The 18,359-nt window shown below is 43.3% G+C and carries 20 protein-coding genes; 1 reads left to right on the top strand and 19 read right to left on the bottom strand.

Annotated features, from left to right (window positions below):
- The coding region (locus H6A32_RS07460; RefSeq protein ID WP_204864030.1) for an Rpn family recombination-promoting nuclease/putative transposase at positions 1–796 on the top strand (796 nt) is incomplete at its 5' end.
- Between the two features lie 84 nt (positions 797–880).
- Here the strand turns inward: H6A32_RS07460 and H6A32_RS07455 are convergent.
- The 19 genes from H6A32_RS07455 to H6A32_RS16850 form a co-directional block, all read right to left on the bottom strand.
- Positions 881–2,011 (bottom strand): aldo/keto reductase, encoded by a 1,131-nt coding sequence (locus tag H6A32_RS07455; protein ID WP_204864029.1) that lies wholly within the window; start codon positions 2,009–2,011, stop codon positions 881–883.
- A 183-nt stretch (positions 2,012–2,194) separates the two neighbouring features.
- Positions 2,195–2,887 carry a 50S ribosomal protein L1 gene (gene rplA / locus H6A32_RS07450; protein WP_087166679.1) on the bottom strand — a complete coding sequence of 231 codons (693 nt, stop codon included), beginning with the start codon at positions 2,885–2,887 and terminating at the stop codon, positions 2,195–2,197.
- 60 nt (positions 2,888–2,947) lie between these two features.
- On the bottom strand, positions 2,948–3,373 hold the full coding sequence (gene rplK, locus H6A32_RS07445; protein ID WP_204864028.1) for a 50S ribosomal protein L11: 426 nt from the start codon (positions 3,371–3,373) through the stop codon (positions 2,948–2,950).
- 54 nt (positions 3,374–3,427) lie between these two features.
- Complete coding sequence (gene nusG, locus H6A32_RS07440; RefSeq protein ID WP_087166678.1) at positions 3,428–3,943, bottom strand: transcription termination/antitermination protein NusG; 516 nt, start codon at positions 3,941–3,943, stop codon at positions 3,428–3,430.
- 36 nt (positions 3,944–3,979) lie between these two features.
- Positions 3,980–4,180 (bottom strand): preprotein translocase subunit SecE, encoded by a 201-nt coding sequence (gene secE / locus H6A32_RS07435; RefSeq protein ID WP_087166677.1) that lies wholly within the window; start codon positions 4,178–4,180, stop codon positions 3,980–3,982.
- Between the two features lie 23 nt (positions 4,181–4,203).
- On the bottom strand, positions 4,204–4,353 hold the full coding sequence (gene rpmG / locus H6A32_RS07430; RefSeq protein WP_087166676.1) for a 50S ribosomal protein L33: 150 nt from the start codon (positions 4,351–4,353) through the stop codon (positions 4,204–4,206).
- 193 nt (positions 4,354–4,546) lie between these two features.
- On the bottom strand, positions 4,547–6,682 hold the full coding sequence (locus tag H6A32_RS16855; RefSeq protein WP_204864027.1) for a double-cubane-cluster-containing anaerobic reductase: 2,136 nt from the start codon (positions 6,680–6,682) through the stop codon (positions 4,547–4,549).
- Positions 6,679–7,818, bottom strand: coding sequence for a helix-turn-helix domain-containing protein (locus H6A32_RS07420; protein WP_204864026.1), 1,140 nt, complete (start codon positions 7,816–7,818; stop codon positions 6,679–6,681). The genes H6A32_RS16855 and H6A32_RS07420 overlap by 4 nt, the downstream gene beginning before the upstream one ends.
- A gap of 120 nt (positions 7,819–7,938) precedes the next feature.
- A complete protein-coding gene (locus H6A32_RS07415) occupies positions 7,939–9,099 on the bottom strand; it encodes a MalY/PatB family protein (protein WP_191434931.1) in 1,161 nt (386 codons plus the stop codon).
- Positions 9,087–10,367, bottom strand: coding sequence for a M20 metallopeptidase family protein (locus H6A32_RS07410; RefSeq protein WP_087251807.1), 1,281 nt, complete (start codon positions 10,365–10,367; stop codon positions 9,087–9,089). Before H6A32_RS07410 ends, H6A32_RS07415 begins: the two co-directional genes overlap by 13 nt.
- A 60-nt stretch (positions 10,368–10,427) precedes the next feature.
- Positions 10,428–11,189 carry an amino acid ABC transporter ATP-binding protein gene (locus H6A32_RS07405; RefSeq protein ID WP_330680088.1) on the bottom strand — a complete coding sequence of 254 codons (762 nt, stop codon included), beginning with the start codon at positions 11,187–11,189 and terminating at the stop codon, positions 10,428–10,430.
- A 1-nt stretch (position 11,190) separates the two neighbouring features.
- On the bottom strand, positions 11,191–12,027 hold the full coding sequence (locus H6A32_RS07400) for a transporter substrate-binding domain-containing protein (RefSeq protein ID WP_087166671.1): 837 nt from the start codon (positions 12,025–12,027) through the stop codon (positions 11,191–11,193).
- A gap of 79 nt (positions 12,028–12,106) precedes the next feature.
- The gene (locus H6A32_RS07395; protein WP_087166670.1) at positions 12,107–12,769 is read right to left on the bottom strand and encodes an amino acid ABC transporter permease; all 663 of its coding nucleotides are present in this window, start codon (positions 12,767–12,769) and stop codon (positions 12,107–12,109) included.
- 399 nt (positions 12,770–13,168) lie between these two features.
- Positions 13,169–14,521, bottom strand: coding sequence for a hypothetical protein (locus H6A32_RS07390; protein ID WP_204864025.1), 1,353 nt, complete (start codon positions 14,519–14,521; stop codon positions 13,169–13,171).
- A gap of 96 nt (positions 14,522–14,617) precedes the next feature.
- Positions 14,618–15,121 (bottom strand): CarD family transcriptional regulator, encoded by a 504-nt coding sequence (locus H6A32_RS07385; protein WP_087166667.1) that lies wholly within the window; start codon positions 15,119–15,121, stop codon positions 14,618–14,620.
- A 103-nt stretch (positions 15,122–15,224) separates the two neighbouring features.
- On the bottom strand, positions 15,225–15,977 hold the full coding sequence (locus H6A32_RS07380; RefSeq protein WP_087166666.1) for an arginase family protein: 753 nt from the start codon (positions 15,975–15,977) through the stop codon (positions 15,225–15,227).
- A 4-nt stretch (positions 15,978–15,981) separates the two neighbouring features.
- The gene (locus H6A32_RS07375; protein WP_430749579.1) at positions 15,982–17,430 is read right to left on the bottom strand and encodes an NAD(P)/FAD-dependent oxidoreductase; all 1,449 of its coding nucleotides are present in this window, start codon (positions 17,428–17,430) and stop codon (positions 15,982–15,984) included.
- A 213-nt stretch (positions 17,431–17,643) separates the two neighbouring features.
- Positions 17,644–18,156: a hypothetical protein gene (locus tag H6A32_RS07370; RefSeq protein WP_343284029.1), complete on the bottom strand. Its 513-nt coding sequence runs from the start codon at positions 18,154–18,156 to the stop codon at positions 17,644–17,646.
- Positions 18,153–18,281, bottom strand: coding sequence for a hypothetical protein (locus H6A32_RS16850; protein ID WP_330677541.1), 129 nt, complete (start codon positions 18,279–18,281; stop codon positions 18,153–18,155). Before H6A32_RS16850 ends, H6A32_RS07370 begins: the two co-directional genes overlap by 4 nt.
- Between the last annotated feature and the right edge of the window lie 78 nt (positions 18,282–18,359).

Below are 18,359 nucleotides of genomic sequence, written 5' to 3'. Positions count from 1 at the left end.
CGCATTAAACCACTCTTCCTATACGAACGAAGAAGATCTTGAAATCACCACTCTGGAAGACGTCATCTATGTAGGAATGAAAAATGACGTATCTTTTCTCTTTTCCAGTACCCTGAATCTGTACGAACATCAAAGCACCCTGAATCCAAATATGCCGATCCGCGGCCTGTTTTATATGGCACGCATTTACCAGAACTATATCAAGAAACACGGGCTGAATCTTTACAGCACCCGACGGATTCCTTTACCCGTACCGGTATATGTGGTATTCTATAATGGACAAAGCGAAGAATCGGAATACCGGGAATTAAACCTTTCAGATTCCTTTATGAAATCTGCGTTTACGGAACAGGCGGCACTGGAATGCCGGGCACTGATGCTCAACATCAATCTTGGGCATAATCAGGAACTTCTCGAAAGCTGTAAGGTTCTATGGGAATACTCCTACTTTATAAACGAAGTAAGAGAAAACCAGAAACAGGGGCTTGCCATAGAAACAGCGGTCCGGGAAGCGCAGAAAAGCTGTATTGAAAAGGATATCCTGAAAGAATTCCTGGAACAAAACAGCGCGGAGGTGAGCGATGTGATCCTGGAAGAATTTGATCAGGAAAAATATGAGGAAGATCTTCGGCGGGAAAGCTGGGAAGATGGCAAAATCGCCGGCATGGAAGAGGGTAAAGCCTTGGAAAAGAAAGAACTGCTGGTCAATCTGTACCGTAAACATTTGCTGACTTTGGAACAGGCCGCAGAGGAGTATGGGACAACAGCAGAGGAGTTCCGAAAATTTTTATTGTAATGTAGAGACGATTTGGCATATTTCAAAAACCGGAAGAAATTCACAAGATGAGCGTGCATTTCTCCCGGTTTTTCATTCTCTTCTTTATGCTTTCAGTCTTGCCGAAAAGTCTGCCATTGCCTCGGAAATTTTGATCTGCTGCGGGCAGACTGCTTCGCAGCTTCTGCATCCGATGCAGGCGCCCGGCTGTTTGTCTTCCGGAACGGCACTCAGTGCCATTGGCGCAATGAAGCCGCCTCCTGTAAAGCTGTGTTCATTGTACAGGCTTAACAGGTTCGGGATATCAAGACCTTGTGGACAGTGGCTGACACAATAATGGCATGCGGTACAAGGAAGTGTACCGTCCAGCATTCTGTTTGCCACAGACAACAGCTTATCCATCTCTTCGTTGGAAAGCGGTTTTTCCGTCTCAAAGGTACGGATATTATCCTGAAGCTGTTCCATGTTGGACATACCGGACAGGGTCATCGTCACTTCCGGAATAGACTGAAGGAAACGGAAAGCCCATGCCGGGATTCCTTCATCCGGCCGCATGGATTTTAATATTTCTTCTTCACTGTCTTTCAGTTTGGCAAGTTTTCCTCCTCTGAGCGGCTCCATAACCCAGACCGGAAGCTTGTATTCTTTCAGCAGTTCTACTTTCGCCTTGGCGTCCTGGAATGACCAGTCAAGATAGTTGAGCTGGATCTGGCAGAACTCCATGCACTCTCCATATGCTTCCAGAAATCTCTTCATGACATCATAGCTTCCATGTGCAGAGAATCCCAAATGACGGATCCGTCCGTTTTCTTTCTGTTTCATCAGATATTCGTAGATTCCATTAGAACGATCCAGATAGGCATCGATATTCATCTCGCACACATTGTGGAACAAATAAAAATCAAAATACTCTACCTGACATTTTTCCAGCTGCTTTTCAAAAATCTCTTCTATTTTGTCCATGTTGGAAAGATCGTAACCTGGGAACTTCGTAGCAAGATAAAAGCTTTCCCTTGGATATTTGCTTAACATCTTTCCTGTAACCAGTTCGGAGTTTCCATTATGATATCCCCATGCAGTATCATAGTAGTTGACACCATGCTCCATCGCATAAGCCACCATTTCCTCTGTTGCCTTCTCATCGATTCTGGCATCGTCTCCATCAATCACTGGAAGACGCATTGTACCAAGTCCAAGGGCAGACAGTTTCAAACCTTGAAAATCTTTGTAAATCATTTTGTTACCTTCTTTCTTCCTACTATAAACAATCCATCAGCTGCCAGGTCCGTGGTTAGGTGGACTCTATAATTCTATTATAAAATCTTTAAAATAAAACCGCAAATTGATTTCAGTTATAGAATTGTATAACAAAAAGGAATCCTGCTTTTGCAGGATTCCCCTTTATCTACGCAAATCTGATTAAGCTAATTTAGCCGGATTTACTTTTACGCCAGGTCCCATTGTAGATGTGATTGTTACACTCTTCAGGTACTGACCTTTTACAGCTGCCGGTCTTGCTTTGTTGATTGCATCAATAAGCGTCTGGAAGTTGTCCGCTAACTGTTCTTCTGTGAAGGAAGCTTTTCCAACCGGTACATGGATAATGTTTGTCTTGTCCAATCTGTATTCAATCTTACCAGCTTTAATGTCCTGGATGGCTTTTGTAACGTCCATTGTTACTGTACCAGCCTTCGGGTTCGGCATTAATCCTTTTGGTCCGAGTACACGTCCCAGACGTCCGACTACACCCATCATATCCGGTGTAGCTACAACTACGTCGTAGTCAAACCAGTTTTCGTTCTGGATTCTCGGGATCAGATCTTCTGCTCCAACGTAATCTGCTCCGGCAGCTTTTGCTTCTTCAGCTTTAGCGTCTTTTGCAAATACAAGGATACGAACCTTTTTACCTGTTCCGTGCGGAAGTACTACCGCACCACGGATCTGCTGATCTGCGTGACGTCCGTCACAGCCTGTTCTGATATGAACTTCGATTGTCTCGTCAAATTTAGCTGTTGCAGCTTTTTTAACTAATGCGATTGCTTCATCTCTGTCGTAAAGATTTCCTCTTTCAATCAGTTTAGAAGCTTCGATATATTTCTTTCCTCTTTTCATCTTATAACCTCCTAGTGGTAATATCGGGAGCGAGCCCTCCCACATTTCTAACGTTTACAATTAGTCAACTACTGTAACACCCATGCTTCTGCATGTACCAGCGATCATGCTCATAGCAGATTCTACGCTTGCAGCGTTTAAGTCTGGCATTTTGAGTTCAGCGATTTCCTGAACCTGAGCTTTTGTGATCGTAGCTACTTTTGTTTTGTTCGGAACACCAGATCCGGATTTGATGTTGCAGGCTTTTTTGATCAGAACTGCTGCCGGCGGTGTCTTTGTGATGAAGCTGAAGCTTCTGTCATTGTAAACTGTGATAACTACAGGGATGATCAGATCTCCCTGATCAGCTGTTCTTGCGTTGAACTGCTTTGTAAATTCTACGATGTTAACTCCGTGCTGACCAAGAGCAGGACCAACCGGAGGAGCCGGTGTTGCCTTTCCAGCAGGAATCTGTAATTTGATATAACCTTCTACTTTTTTAGCCATTATATTGTACCTCCTTGTGGTATTTGCGGGGATTTCCCTCCCACTTCATTTACGTTACATTTTCTTGACATCTGAAAAACCGATCTCAACCGGTGTTTCACGGCCAAATAACTCAACATTGATTGTAACACTCTGCTTTGGCGTATTGATCGCCTGAATGACTCCAACAGTGTCAGCCCATGCGCCTGATACGACGCTGACTGTATCGCCTACCTCAAAGTCCACAACAATATCTTCTTTCTTGATTCCAAGCGGCGCCATTTCCTCATCTGTGAGCGGTACCGGCTTGGATCCCGGTCCTACGAACCCGGTTACGCCCCGTGTATTACGTACAACATACCAGGTGTCGTCATTCATAATCATATGAATCAGTACATAGCCCGGAAACAGCTTTCTCTGGGCAGCTTTCTGAACTCCGTTTTTGAGCTCCACTACGTCCTGCATCGGAACCCTGACTTCCAGAATCTGGTCTTCCAGGTGTCTGTTTTCGATTGTCTTATCAATGTTGGCTTTTACCTTATTTTCATACCCTGAATAAGTATGAACTACATACCATTTTGCCGTTGACATATTAATCACCTTTCTTACTGTCAGGTCATCAGTTTCTTAGCGAACCAAGAAATCGATTCCGAATGTTAGAAGCGCATCGACTACCGAGATAATCGCTCCCAAGATTACAGTAACAGAGACAACTGCCACCGTTTGTTTTGCAAGAGTCTTCTTGTCTGGCCAGATAATTTTCTTAAACTCTGCTTTCAAGCCTTTGATTTTGGAAGGCTTCTTTGCTTTCGTTTTAGAATCGCCCATAACATCCGCTCCTTCTCAAACGACTATTTCGTTTCTTTGTGTACTGTGTGAGTTCTGCAGAATCTGCAGTATTTCTTTGTTTCCATGCGCTCCGGATGAGTTTTCTTATCCTTTGTCATGTTGTAATTACGCTGCTTACATTCTGTACATTCTAATGTAATTCTTGTACGCACAACTTCCACCTCGCTTTTTTTTACTTCTTTTTTACTGGTTACGCGGCAGTTTGCGAAGCTGCCTGATTTTAGGCATAAAAAAAAGACCTATACTTCCATTCGCCATATCAGAATATCACATGGCCAAGCATGAAGTCAAGTCTTTTCCTTATTTATTTACAGTTTCCTCACAATTTCTGTCTGTTTTCCTAACTTACATGTTTTTTACTTTTTTCATTTCCATAACCATCAGAAGTCTCTCGCATTCTGCACCGTCTTTATCGTCAATTCCAATCATATCATTCAGCTGGACAATTCTCGGCATCAGCGTATTTCGATGAATTCTGAGTTTTGCTGCCGTCTGGGCGGCATTTCTTTTCATCTTCAGGTACCAGTACAGTGTTTCATACAGATCTTTCCCTTTTTCTTTGTCCTCCTTTTCCACACACTCCAGCTCATCTACGTACAGATTTTCTTTTTCGATTCTTTTTCCAATGTAAGTAACTGCCAGATCGTGATAATAGTCCTCCACGAGACAGACTTTCCTGCGTTCTTTTTTACTTTTTATAATAGAAAATACGTACCTTTGTAGTTCCCTGTTCTTTTCTTTGCTCTCAAAGGTCTGAAATCCGTTTCCTATTAGGATTTTACCATCCCTTTCTTTCATCAGTTCTTTTACTTTCGCAGTCATCCTGTCCCTATCTTCTTTTCCGTCAGTTCCGGAAATAAACAGTTCCTTTTTGCCTTCCCTCTGCACTTTCAAAAAAAGGTCCTGTTCTTCATTCAGCATCCTGAAAATCTGATCCGCATTTTCCTCCATATCCGTGAGAATCCAGATAAAGTCAGGGCGTTCTTCTTCGTTTCTGTCTCTTTCACAGTCCACACGATAGCTTTGTATGATAACATCCAGCAGTTCTTCTACTTTTTCTTTATCCGTTTCCGAAGTCAGATATCCTGTTATTTTTCCTCCTTCCGGCAGCTCTCTTATGCAGCTTTTCAAATCTGCCGGTTTTTCACCTATACAAAATACTTCCTGATTACCAGGATCCGACACACATAGCGCAACCCCGGTATATCTCCATATTTCTTCCAGAATTTCCCTGCGAGACTTTCTTTTTACAATTCCTTCCAGTATGATTTTATAGCAGTAATTAATATCAAAATTTGCTTTCATTTCGGTGGTCTCTCTGCGCTCCGGCTGAATCATTTCAAGGAAGGCCGCCATTCTGGTAGAGATCTGCGCTGTATCCGCCTGAGAGTAATCGGTCTCCACAGCCAGATACGGTAGATGTTTCTCCTCGTTTACAAATTTTCGAATATAAAATGATTCTACTCCTGTCGAATGGCATCCGGTCAGAATCATTTCAACTACTCCGTCTACATGATACTCATCAATAATTTTTCCAATCAAATCGATACGATGATCATTTGGTGTCATGATGGAGCACCCGGTGGAAAGATATTTCCGGGCAATTGCTTCATAAATATCCTCCGCATTCTCATCGACCATGGTCCCCAGTGTCCTGACTCCGCTGCAGTTTTCTATCGCAACTACTACACCGCCATTTTCCTCTATTTCGCGGATAACTTTCATACTGTCTCCCCCGATCGGACAGCCGGTCACAAGAATCCTCGGTCGTTTTTCCAGATGCTTACCCTGTTTATATTCCTCCAAAATCTTATCGTGCACTCCATTTACCACCTCGGGAGTAGAAGAAAAATCAAATCGGTATTTACTGCCCTGTACCATTTTCTGAATATCCTCTCCTGTAACCGGAGCAGGATCCAGTTTCATCACATCACAAAGATTTTTGAGAGCAGTACGGATGCGATTATTCAGATGAACAGCATCCCTGAGCATTTGCTCCGTTATCACGACATGAAAGAACTCTTCAAAATACTCTTTTGTCCGGACGATCTCTTCTCTCCAGAATTTCACTCCCCGCTCAGACTGGCTGTTTGGCAGCTCCATTACATAGACAGGTTTGAATTCAGACATCATTTCAAACATTTTTTTCTTTCCATCACACGTTGTCTCGCCGATTACAAGATCCGCGAAATGAAAAAAGGGACATTTATCTTCCACCGCAAATCCATAACTGGATTTGACGAGAGGACAGATACTTTTAGGCAGATCTCTCTCTGCTGCCGCTACTGTCTCGTTAGCATAGGAGCACAGTCCTACCGGAATCGCTCCTACTGCCATCGCAAGTTCTGTCGGAAAATATGCGCAATACATTCCTACTACTGGGATATTTTTATCTTTATATTCTTTGATTTCCAGAAACGCCTTTCGTCTCTGTTCTCCAAATTCTTCAAATATTTCCGGTAAATTCTGAATTACTTTCATCGTTCTTTTCTTTCTCCTGTTTTACGCCTTACCATATCATGCATCATGATGAACGCTAATAAATCCCATGAATTTTCGGTGTCATTCAAATCCACTTCCAGACATTTTTCAATCTGTTTCAATCTGTATACAAGTGTGTTTCTGTGAATATGAAGTTTTTTGGCTGCCAGTGTAATATTATTTTCACATATCAGATATACTTTTAGCGTATGATAAAGTCCCGTATGTTTTTCTTCATCTTCTTCCAGCAGCCGCTGAATGGAGTAGTCCATCAGTCCGGCCTCCTCAATTAAAGGAGTCGCATAACTGTATATTCCCGGAATAAACCATTCCTTTTCCTGTCTGATTCCCTGTTCTCCCGGTACAGACTTGCCGGACCGTATGATACGTGCCAGAAGATGCTGTTTTGCTCTGCAGAGATGCCAGTCCGAAAAAAGCTCGCTCACACAGCCGGTAAGCTGACATTCATCCATTCTTTTCCGGATTCTCCCTGCACTCCTGTCCGTCAGTTTACAGAACAATACCCGGACTTCCCATTCATTCTCATATACATATGCGGAACTTCCATTGTCTCTTAAAAATCCGGAAAGACCGGCAGCAGTATTCCCCCTTTTTAAAAACAGGACCGCCATATACTTTCCGCCTTGCAATTCTTTTACCTGCCCGGTATCGATATCGTCTTCCATCATTGCCCATGCAATAATATGTCTTCGAAGAGACTGATTATACAGATACCTTTTCTGTTCCTGCGCAAAAAAACGTTCTACGATTTTTGCTAAAAACCGCCCCAGTTTCTCAAAAAACTCTCCGTCTTTCATATCCTCGCATATGAGCAGCACATATCCTGATACTTTCTTTTTATCATAAATCGGTTCTGTATAAAGAGTGCTTTTTCCGACCTTCTTTTTTACAAAAAACAGTTCGTATCCGTTCCATGACAAATGTTCTTTCCGAAAAAAGGAAAATGAGTTCTTATCCCCTCCAAATCCGGCACTTGCCATCAACCGTCCGCTCCCTGAAATAAATACGACTCCTTGTTTCGTATATCTGTAAATCCGTTCTGCTATATTATTCAGGGACAGATTTTCAGCCATTGCTTCAAAAATAATCTTATAACAGTCATTAATGTCATACATGTTTCTCACTCCATTTGCGGAATATTATGTAATGTACTGCCCCGGAATGTCAAATTGAATTTTTCCACGAAATCCATAGAGCGCTTCTATCAGCCTTTAAATCCATGTATTTTTCATGCATCAGATAAGATTTAAAACCAGTGCATCCACACCTTTTTCTACATTTTCCATGGAAGTCGCAAGATTCATCCGGATATATGTTCCGAACCGTTCTCCGCCAAACCAGTCTCCATAATCTACAGCTATGCGACATTTCCCTTGAATCAGCTCTTTCATATTCTCTCTGCTGACATAAGCCCCAAGATCAATCCAGCACAAATAGGTCCCTTCCAGCGGTGTCACAACCGCATCCGGAAGTTTCCGGGCAAGCTCATTTTTTACATACTGATAGTTATCCCATATTTTTTTGAGAACATCTTCGAGCCATGTTTCCCCGCCTTCATACGCTGCCTGTGCCGCAATATAGCCGAAGGCATTCCCGGAAATGACACGGTTTGCCGTCGTGTACTGATCCCACAGATTTCGAAGCTTTTCATCCGGAATAATTACAAGCGAATTCTGTCCGGCTGCCAGATTGAATGTTTTTGATGGGGCAGCCAGCATAATCATATGATCCTGATACCCTTCAACAGACAGAGACGGAATATGTCTGCTGCCATCAAAAATCAAGTCCTGATGAATTTCATCCGAGATAATATAGACCCCGTACTTTTTGCATATCTTAAACAGCCTTGCCAGTTCTTCTTTCTTCCACACACGCCCGGCAGGATTGTGTGGCGAACAAAGGATAAATAGCTTTACCTTGTTATCTACAATTTTATTCTCAAAATCCTCGTAATTAATCGTGTATTTCCCTTGATTAGTGATCAGATCCGAGCAGATCAGTGTCCTGTTGTTATTTTTCACTGCATTTAAAAACGGGTAATATACCGGCGTATGAACAATCACGGCTTCCCCCGGCTGAGTTAGTATCTGAACAAGCCAATGGAAACCGGCAACCACACCCGGAGAAAACCTGATCCATTCTTTGTCTACTCTGAAATGGTGCCGTTTTTCTTCCCAGTCTATGAAAGCCTGATAATAGGAATCCGGAATTTTATAGTATCCGTATACCCCCTGATCTACATACTTCCGCAGCGCATTTATCACACACTGAGGGACCTGAAAATCCATATCCGCCACCCACATGGCGTGAAGTCCTTCCTCTCCGAACATATTGCTTTGTCCATCCCATTTATTACAATTCGTATTTCTTCTGTCTACATATTTTATTTCTTCCACTCTTCTGTACCTGTACCCTTCTCTTGTTTTTGTAGAATGCCCATGCACCCATAGTAGCCAAGTGCCGCAAATACTCCCGCTGCTCCTTTTAAAACGTGATCATCAAACCGATACTCCGCGCTGTGAAGTCCCGGAATCTGTTCTTTTTCTTTGGGCCGAATTCCGATAAAAAGGTAGACAGCCGGAACGCGGCTGCTGAATTCAGAAAAATTTTCTCCTCCCAGATGGTCATGCTCAATAAAATACACTTTATCTTCTCCAAGAATTCCTTTTGCTGTTTTCTCAGTTCCTTCCAACAGATCTACCGCATTGTGCACAGCTCCTCCATGTATCCGGATATCCGCCTTATATTCTGCACCTGCCACATGGCAGACTGCCCTGACTTCTTTTTCCAGTTCTTTCCCCATTCTCTTTAATACATCCATATTCGCCGCACGCATTGTGCCACCAAATTCACATGTCTCCGGAATCACATTGTGGATTTTCACGTCTCCAGCCTGCATATAGGTTACAGAAAAGACTTTTGCTTCTGTTCCGGATATTTTTTTTGTCAGAACAGACGGCATATGCTGGTAAATCTCAATGGCAGCGGCAATCGGATCTACTGTCTCTTCCGGCCAGGAAGCATGCCCCTTTTTCCCCATGATTTTTATAGAAAATCCTCCCACACATCCGAATGCGTATCTTCTCGCGATTCCTATTTTCCCGCTTTCCACAGACGGCCATCCATGCGCCGCAAATGCCATGTCTACTTTTGGGTTTTCCAGCACCTGATCTTTTTCAATCAATGCTGTTGCTCCCTTTCCGACCTCTTCCCCGGGCTGAAACACAAACTTAACACATCCGCCCCAGTTGTCCCGGATGTCTGAGAGAATTCTGGCAGCTCCAATGAGCCAGGCCGCATGGCCGTCATGACCGCATGCGTGCATACATCCCGGATGTTCTGAACGATATGGAAGTCCTTCCGGCTCCTCTACCGGCAGTGCATCGATATCAGCTCTCAAAAGTACGGTTTTCCCATCGGGAAGTTTACCACGCATAATTCCAATCAGTCCGTATCCTTCCGCCGCATGTTCGATTACTTCCACCCCCGGAATCTTCTGAAGTTCTCTTCGGATAATTTCATACGTCTTCGGAAGATACACTCCTGTTTCCGGCACCTTATGCAGCTCTCTCCGGATCCGTATGAGTGTCTGTTCCTCCTTCTCCGCCAGATATTTGATCCTTTCTTCCATGTCAGGACTTTTTTCAAATAATTTTTCTTCCACTGTCAGTCCTCCTCTTTTAGAAAAAGACCTGCACCAGATCCGTGCAGGCCATCTCTCTATCTACTTTCGATTTACAAAATTCAGGAACTGCCGAATCCTCGGATTTTCCGGGTGATCAATAATTTCCTCCGGTGTTCCATCCGCAGCAATCTGCCCTCCATCCATAAAGAGGACGCGGGTAGCTACCTCTCTGGCAAACCCTACCTCATGTGTCACCAGAATCATAGTCGTGCCTTCTTCCGCAAGTTTTTTAATCGTATTTAGTACCTCACCTACCAGTTCGGGATCCAGTGCAGAAGTCGGCTCATCAAACAGAAGAACATTCGGATTAACCGCCAGTGCTCTTGCAATTCCTACCCTCTGCTGCTGACCGCCGGAGAGTTTTGAAGGATAGAAATCCTTCCTTTCCAGCATTCCTACTTTTCCTAATAATTCCAGGGCAATTTTTTCCGCTTCGGCCTTTGGTTTCTTCTGAACCTGTGTCAATGCTTCCATTACATTTTCCAGAGCTGTCTTATTTTTGAAAAGATTGTAGCTCTGAAATACCATAGAAGAATGTTTGCGAAGTTCCAAAATCTCCTTCTTCGTGTGATGCGCGGCATCTACTGTAACATCACTGATGGAAATAACTCCTGATGTCGGTTCAGTCAAATAATTCAGGCACCGAAGCAGTGTGGATTTTCCGGTTCCGGACGGTCCAAGGATTGCAATCACTTCATTTTTATTGATTGTCAGGTTGATATCCTTCAGTACTTTTGTATCACTGTCAAATTCTTTATAAAGGTGTTCAATTTTTACAAGTTGTTTTTCTTTCTCCATCATATTACTCTTCCTGAATCAACTGTGTCATGTCTGCATACATCCATTTTTCTGTGATCTCCGCAATGGTTCCGTCATCCAGCATTTCCTGAATCAGACCGTTTAATTCATCACAGAGTTCCTTTCCTTCATCTGTTTTCGGAAGGAAATAGGCAACATTATTCGCCAAAAGCTTTTCATCAAAGAAACGGAAATCAGCCTCTTCGTTATTATGCATAAACTGGTTTACGTTTGTAGTCGTATTCGCATAAGCATCGATTCTGTCAAGCATCAGATCGTTCATTCCTACTGCGCTGTCTTCATAAAGAGTGACTGTAAATCCATACTGCTCTGCGAGGCCCTGAATAATGTTCTGTGCCGCCTGTCCATTAGTACATCCTACAGTCAGACCTTTCAAGTCCTCAACTGTCTGAAGATCTTCGTTCTCATTATTTACGATAATACACTGTGCATCACCATAATATGGGATTGTCGCATTATATTTCTCCATTCTTTCGTCTGTCACAGCTGTACAGTTTGCAACAACGTCTGCACGTTCTGTATCCAGTTCTCCCCACATTGCGTCGAATGCAGCCTGTTTTACTTCTACATTCCACCCTGTCCGTTCCTCAATTTCGGCCCACATATCGGAATCAATCCCTGTCCATGATCCATCATCTGCCAAAAGGGAATACGGTTCTCCAGTTCCGGCCGTTACAACAGTTACTGTTTTTTTATCATTCGCTTTCTGATCAGAGGATTTATTGGAATCTGAATCAGAACCCGATCCGTCCCCACAGCCGCCTGCCGTAAGAACCACCATCATCGCTGCCATTATTGCTGCTAATACACGTTTTTTCATAATCATTACTCCTTTTCTTTCTAAGTATCATGTTTATCTCAACGGCACTCCGTTTAAGATCCCATAAAACAGCTGAATATTAATACATACTTGCGCATTTTTTCTCCAGGAACTTGTGAACAATTCCAAGTATAAAAACAATAATCCAGTAAATCAGCATAACCGCCGCATAAATTTCAAAATAACGGAATGTTTTGGCTCCTTCAATCTTGGCGGCTCCCATAATATCCGGCACGCCGATCATAAATGCCAGTGATGTCATTTTAATAAGATTGATGACATCGTTAAAAAGCGGAGGCAGCGCAATCCGCACAGCCTGTGGAATAATAATACGGACCACCAGCTGAAGATTGGTCATTCCCAGAGAATATGCAGCTTCTTTTTGTCCTTCATCTACAGAAAGAAGTGCACCACGGATGCTTTCTGACATAAAAGCCCCCATATTCAAACTCATAACTACCGCTACCGCCACCAAAGGTGTCATATTTTTTACAAAGTTGCTGTACAGCGCAATTCCATAATAGAAAAAATACAGCTGTGCCACAACCGGTGTTCCTCTCATAACCGAAACATACACTCTGGTAAGCTGGCTTAAAACAGGTACTTTATAATAGCCTATGACCGCAATCACCACACCTACCAGAAGTGCAAAAATCGTTGCCGCAATCGTAAGCTCAAAAGTAACGTTTACCTTGCTCGCTATAACAGGAAGCACTTCCATAAAATAACTTACTTTGAACATCGCACTTACTCCACTCTTTCATAATTAATATTTTACATACCTCTTCATTTTAACTTTTATCGCAAAATTTTCATCATGATTATTCTACAAACTCAATTTTTATTTTTGTATGTTTCGCACATTTTCTATAACTTCCTTTTTTCTTATTTGTTTTTTCTATAATTATGATCCAATTAGAAATATTGCCTGTTTCCATAACAAAGAGTTGCGCTTGCGGAACTCTTGCACCGAGCGTGGTCGCTTTAGAGGCAAGCTTCTGCTTTGCGCGAGTGCGCATCCCGCGAAGCGTTTTTATTTAACAGGGAACAAAGTTTCCTGTTAAACAAAAAAACAGCCTGCTCCCAGTGCCTGAGAACAAACTGTTCTTTTATTTTTACTGTTTTTATCTATGAATGTTAATCACAAAGTTTCTTTATTCCCCTGCCATACCGGATTACTGTAAAACAGCAGGCCTTTCTCCGGATGGAATGCCTCAACTCTCGCCCAGTTCCACTCTCCTTTGCGGAACCGGATTTTCTCTTCTGCTTTCCACCCGCTCTCTGTCTGTACCACGTCCATACGGATTCTCTCTCCGTTATGTATGATATAAACTTCCGGCTTCCTGGCTGATTCAATGTAAATGCGAATATCAATCTTCCTGTTCTGTTCCGGAAGTTCATCTCCCGGAAGATACTCTTCTCCTTCTGACCGTATGTTCAGTTCTGAATTCCTGTTTTCCGCCAGAACCATATGACCTTTTTTAATATTTTCCAGAAAGATTTCCGGTGTAAGTGCCTCGCAATGTATCAGAGTTTCTTTTTCTTTTGTCGCCCAGATCCGGTATCCTTCTCCCCATAACCTGTCCAGAAGTACCGATGTTTTCGCGAATTCTTCCATACTTTTTCCGATTTCCATACAGGTCAGTGACGAAACCGGAATGGCATCCTCTTTCCATTCGCTTCCTTTCTGAAACGGATGTTCCAGATTCAGAATCCATCCTCTCTTTACCGCTTCCCGAACTGTCTCATAAAGATACTGTCCGCTCTCTTTTGTCCCTCTGCTCTCTATCAGTTCTTCCAGACGTTCCGGCATCTTATCAATTCCGATCAATCCTATGTCTCCGAAACAGGATGTAAGTTCCACGCCCGGGACTGTCATGACGGAGCTGTCCTTCCAACCTGTCGCCACCACATTTCTCTCTGTCGTGACATAGACATCGACGCCATCTGCTTTCGCTCTCTTTACAGCCTCCCGGATCGTATTTTCCCCGCCGGACATCCGGGTACGTGTATGAAGAGCTCCGAGATACCACCCTGTCCTGTTGCTGTAAAACTCCTTGCTGTTAAAATATCCAAGCCATAACTGCTCGCGATAATGCCGGTCAACCCAGACTTTTGATCCCATTGTTTCCTGCAATTCTCCCTTTTCTCCGCTGATGCAGATCCGCAGCGGTATCGTCTCACCTTCTGGAATCGTCTCGAAAAATTCCGGAAAAAGATACAGGCAGATTTTCCATCTGCCTGCTCCAACAGGTCCCGGGACGCCGCCCGGAGACGTGTGGGAAGCATGTCGTGCAATCGTAAAGTCTTCCTCTCCGTATCCGCACATACGTAAAAGCCGGATCCTGTTCTTTTCATCTCTGATCACAATATATCCGGCCCAGTCTGTTTTTGAAGTGATTGTCATTCGTTTCATTGCCTTGGATATTGTGATCGTTTCTTCCAGTTTTGCCGGTGTTGACCGGTTTACAAAAAATGTAATTGTTTTTTCCATGATTCGTGCTCTCTTTTCATACAATTTCTTATCAGTATAAGAGAACACGGTTAAATTCACCCCGCCTGTTTCGTTAAATGCGTGTAAAACGCGGGACTATTCTTCACCTAATTTTTCCGAAATAAAATCTTTCACCTTACCGCTCTCGATCTCCAGAGCCGCAGCCAGCTCATCATAAAGCACATGTTCCGCTGTCCGGAAATACCGGCTGTCCGCCGCTGTCAGATGTTTCCCCTGTGCTTCCCGTTCCTGCTTTCTGCGATAGATGGTCTTAATCAGACTGACCAGCTTTTTGCAGTCGCATGTCTTAAGTGCGTTTTTATAAGTCTCTTCACGCTTCCGCTCTTCCGTAATCCCAAGTACCGCAATTTCCTTCATTTCCTCAATCAGCAACAGAGCCTCCTCTTTACTGATAATCTTTCTCATCGGTATCTTCTGGCTGTCTACGGGAGCAAATACTGTACTTCCCGTCTCCCCAAAGGGAATCAGGGTATAATACAGCCTGTCCTTATCTTTTGCCACTGTCTCCAGCGGCCCGATCTTTGTGATCCGACAGACGCCATTATGACCATATACAACATACTCTCCAACTTTAAACATGCGCTCACGCCTTTCTTTGCTCAATCAATCCCTTTCGTTACCTATTTATATATAGTATAACATTTTTTTCCATTATAAATAAGGCATGAATTGCAAATTTCTCTCAGCATTCCAGCAGATGAAGTAAACTACCATTAATCCGGTCGTCCTGTTCCATTTCCTTCCTGCCTGCTTCTTCCAGAATAGAACCGGTACATTCTCCACAGATATCTACACCTATCACCTGCTCATGAAGCAGAATCTGATAAATTACCTTTTTCAAATCCGCAAGTTTCATTTTCCCCTGATTCCAGTTTGTCTTCACCTGCGAAGGATCCAGAATATCCTTGTCGATCGTAAGATACACCGGCACTTCAATATGTTTCTTCCGGAATTCCTCCCAGATGCGGTCATGCACCACAGCCTCTTCATTGTAGGCGGCAATTCTGTCTTTGTATTTTTCCGGAAGACTTTTTACAAGTTCCTCTTCCGCTCCAAGCAGAACGATCTTTCTTACATGCGGATTTTCGTCCAGCACCCGCGCAGCCCAGCATCCGCAGGAAAGCAGATTTTCAAACAGAGATGGCTGGGCATCCGGATGATGATCGATTAAAATAAGGACAAACGGCTCCCTGATCTTATCGGTCCAAAGTTTTGTCATATAGTGATAATTTCCGGAGTCAATAAAGTGAATCCCTTCCGGCGGAAGTTTCCTTATCCGCTCTTCCAGAATCTGCTCCGCCTGTTCATCACAGTAGCAGTTTGTCCCGTGGATATCTCTGCAGTCGATCCAGCAGATTTTTTCGCTCCGGTAAAATGTCTCTTTCTCATAAATGCCAGTAAAATTCATCACCACCGGCCTGCCGTCCTGCCTCATGCGATCACTCCTCCGCCTGTTCCATCTTGTTCAGAATACACCTTGCTGTATAAAGGCCGTTAGCCGATGCCTGCTGAAGGCCTCTTGTAATGGCTGCTCCGTCTCCCATTGCACGGAGGCCTTTTATATTTGTCTCAAATTCTTTGTCCGTTACAACCTTATTGGAGTAAAATTTGACTTCCACTCCATAGAGCAGTGTCTCATCACTTGCAATTCCCGGAGTCACCTTATCAAGGGCTTTGATCATTTCATCAATATCAACCATGATTCTGTGCGGGAATACCAATGAAAGGTCTCCCGGCACTGCATCTTTCAAAGTCGGAATCAGGTTGTTTCTTACGAGACGCTCTGATGTTGTTCTTCTGCCGCGCCGGAAATCCCCGTATCTCTGAACGAGAATTTTTCCATCACAGAGCATATTCCCAAGCTGCGCAATGTGTTTTCCGTACTCAATCGGAGTTTTAAACGGTTCGGTAAAGTTCTTTGACACCAGAAGAGCGAAATTTGTATTCTTTGTCTTCATATCTTTTGATTTATAGGCGTGCCCGTTCACAACCGCAAGTCCGCCTTCATAGTATTCTGTCGCTACTTCTCCGGATGGATTTGTACAGAATACACGCACCTTATCGTCAAATGTCGGTGTATAGTAGACAAGCTTCGCTTCATAGAGCTTTTCATTTAGCTCTTTCATAATCTCATCCCGGACCTCTACACGTACCCCCACATCAACCGTTCCATTCTGCGTTTCAATTCCATGTTCCTGACAGATATGCGAAAACCATTCAGAGCCTTCCCTGCCGACGCCTGCAACGATCTCCGGCGCATAGAAGGTTTCTCCTTTCTCTGTGACCACTCCGACTGCTTTTCCATCCTCTATAAGAATATCCTGAACCATCGTCATAAACCGGATTTCTACATTAGTTTCCTCCAGATGCTTCTGAAGTCTTGTATAAATCTTGTATCCTTCTTCTGTACCAAGATGCCGGATCGGGCACTCAATCAATTTCAGATTTGCACGGATGGATTTTGCACGGATGTCCTCGATCGCCTGCATATCATCCAGACCGTAAACCTTTTCATCTGCTCCGAATTTCAGATAAATGCTGTCCGCCTCCCGGATCAGCTCTTCCGCTTTTTCATAACCTAAAATGTCCGGAAGAGTCCCTCCGACTTCCGGAGAGAGAGAAAGTTTCCCGTCGGAAAATGCTCCTGCTCCTGCAAATCCTGTCGTGATGGAACAAGGCTTACACCCCATGCAGACTTTCGTCTTTCTCTTTGGGCATGTCCGTTTTTCAATCGAACGTCCTTTTTCCAGCATCAGAACCTTCAGATCCGGCCTTTTCTGCATCAGCTCGTACGCGCAGAAAATACCTGACGGTCCTGCCCCGATAATAATCACGTCATACATATTTCTTGTCTTCGCCATATTCAAGTACCTCCGATTCTTTTGCAGTTTTCCTCCTCTTTTATCATAATACCCTTTTTCGGAAAACTCAATTCGCTTTTAAATTGAAATAGAATTCCTCTGTATCATTAATTGAATCTTTGCCGATTCGGCAATTTTGATATGTAACATAGATCTGAGACTGTCGATATGCAGCTATGAATTCACTGTGATACCGACAGTCAAAAATGAATCTCTTTTGCGGCTCAGAATGACCGCTGATTATCTGCTCTGAATTGCCTCTTCAAATGCCTCAACAGATCCCGCTCGAAGCGCTGTCTGAAACCAGCTTTTCAAAACTTCCAGATCTGTTTCTTTTTCAATTTTTTCCTGAAGTTCGGAAGGAATTTCTCCATAGGCATTTATAGTTTCCAGTAAAGTGTACTTTACTCCTTCTGTTTTTCCGGCGTTCCTTTCGTCTCTCAGCATCTCTTCCAGAATCATAAACCTCGCCTCCATTTCCCGGCTTTTCTTCACATCCACGATAAATTCCTGTAGCTTCTGTACATATGAATCTGCAAAGTTATTCTGACTTTCTTTTAAATCTGCTTTTACAAACGCAAGAAATTTCACCAGCTTTTCCGGAACTTCCGCCGGATTCTTTCCGCAGGTGCTCAAATAGATGATTTTTCTGCCGTCCGGTAACTGGATGTCTGGCACTTCTTTACATATATTCTGGAAACTGTATCGATATTTTGCCTCTCCAAATGGGTCAAAATCGCATACAAAGATCACATAAGTATTAGGAATCTCTGCATATTCTCCAGAAATTCTTTGCAGTTCTCTTCATTCACCATGACTGCTCCGAAAAGAAAATTGTCCTTGATTGTCAATTCCTGTAATGTTTTCTTTTTCGCCATATTCTTCCTCCATATACAGAGGAATTCTATGCCTTTATTATAAGCCCGCATCGGGAAAAAATCTATCCCTTGTCTTTT

Source organism: Drancourtella massiliensis (assembly GCF_016900655.1).
GTDB lineage: Bacteria > Bacillota > Clostridia > Lachnospirales > Lachnospiraceae > Sellimonas > Sellimonas catena.
Note: the sequence above shows the minus strand (reverse complement) of the source record. Positions and strands in the feature narration are given on the sequence as shown.

Excerpts from the sequence above, each read along its gene's own strand:
- H6A32_RS07455 (WP_204864029.1), bottom strand. The coding sequence starts at position 2,011 with ATGATTTACAAAGATTTTCAAGGTTTGAAACTGTCTGCCCTTGGACTT.
- H6A32_RS07385 (WP_087166667.1), bottom strand. The coding sequence starts at position 15,121 with ATGTTTAAAGTTGGAGAGTATGTTGTATATGGTCATAATGGCGTCTGT.
- nusG (WP_087166678.1), bottom strand. The coding sequence starts at position 3,943 with ATGTCAACGGCAAAATGGTATGTAGTTCATACTTATTCAGGGTATGAA.
- secE (WP_087166677.1), bottom strand. The coding sequence starts at position 4,180 with ATGGGCGATTCTAAAACGAAAGCAAAGAAGCCTTCCAAAATCAAAGGC.
- H6A32_RS07395 (WP_087166670.1), bottom strand. The coding sequence starts at position 12,769 with ATGTTCAAAGTAAGTTATTTTATGGAAGTGCTTCCTGTTATAGCGAGC.
- H6A32_RS07380 (WP_087166666.1), bottom strand. The coding sequence starts at position 15,977 with ATGAGGCAGGACGGCAGGCCGGTGGTGATGAATTTTACTGGCATTTAT.
- H6A32_RS16855 (WP_204864027.1), bottom strand. The coding sequence starts at position 6,682 with ATGAAAGTAATTCAGAATTTACCGGAAATATTTGAAGAATTTGGAGAA.
- rplA (WP_087166679.1), bottom strand. The coding sequence starts at position 2,887 with ATGAAAAGAGGAAAGAAATATATCGAAGCTTCTAAACTGATTGAAAGA.
- rplK (WP_204864028.1), bottom strand. The coding sequence starts at position 3,373 with ATGGCTAAAAAAGTAGAAGGTTATATCAAATTACAGATTCCTGCTGGA.
- H6A32_RS07400 (WP_087166671.1), bottom strand. The coding sequence starts at position 12,027 with ATGAAAAAACGTGTATTAGCAGCAATAATGGCAGCGATGATGGTGGTT.
- H6A32_RS07420 (WP_204864026.1), bottom strand. The coding sequence starts at position 7,818 with ATGTATGACATTAATGACTGTTATAAGATTATTTTTGAAGCAATGGCT.
- H6A32_RS07390 (WP_204864025.1), bottom strand. The coding sequence starts at position 14,521 with ATGGAAAAAACAATTACATTTTTTGTAAACCGGTCAACACCGGCAAAA.
- H6A32_RS07405 (WP_330680088.1), bottom strand. The coding sequence starts at position 11,189 with ATGATGGAGAAAGAAAAACAACTTGTAAAAATTGAACACCTTTATAAA.
- H6A32_RS16850 (WP_330677541.1), bottom strand. The coding sequence starts at position 18,281 with ATGGCGAAAAAGAAAACATTACAGGAATTGACAATCAAGGACAATTTT.